The organism is Lentibacillus populi (assembly GCA_014642895.1).
GTDB lineage: Bacteria > Bacillota > Bacilli > Bacillales > Amphibacillaceae > Lentibacillus_C > Lentibacillus_C populi.
The window spans coordinates 1-567 of sequence record BMJD01000129.1; the positions used below are offsets into that span (position 1 = coordinate 1).

Genomic DNA, 567 nt, shown 5'->3' on the forward strand with positions numbered 1-567 from the left:
CCTGAGTTTTGCAGTTAAAAAGAGATAAAACAGCCTTGAACCCTATAAATCGTTGGGTTTTTGGCTGTCATTTTTTTGCGAAAAAACATAGCGAATTTCAACTCTTTTTTGACGCTGCTAAAATTTTTTTAATTTCCCCTTGTGAACGTATTTTCTTTGCGAAGTCAATATTAAATTCCTTACCAAGATCCTTTAAAACCTCATCGTAATAATCAAACAGGTAGTAATTTTGTTTCATGTGCGTACATTCAGCTTTCGAAAGACTATTGAGTATGCGGCCTACACTATATTTATAATTTAATTTCACTTCAATAATTCTAGCTATAACGAGTGCGATAAAACATGTTAGAAAATGAGCGTGGATATGCTTTTCTTTTGAAACATAAACAGGGCGAGCTTCAAGATCGCTTTTTGTCACTCGGAAGGATTCCTCAATACGCCATAATCCTCGATATATATCAATAATGCGGTCATCATTTTCTTTGTACTCACTTGTAAATATCGCATAGTATCCATCAAGAGCTTCTTCAGCCTGCAGTTTTTTCATATCTAATTGAAGTGATTGTT

Annotated in this window: 1 protein-coding gene; it reads right to left on the reverse strand. The window is 34.0% G+C overall.

Features of this window, described 5'->3' with window-relative positions; genetic code table 11:
• Positions 1 to 97: 97 nt before the first annotated feature.
• On the reverse strand, positions 98 to 567 hold a 470-nt coding region (locus IEX12_RS23220; RefSeq protein ID WP_188726004.1), incomplete at its 5' end, for an IS1634 family transposase.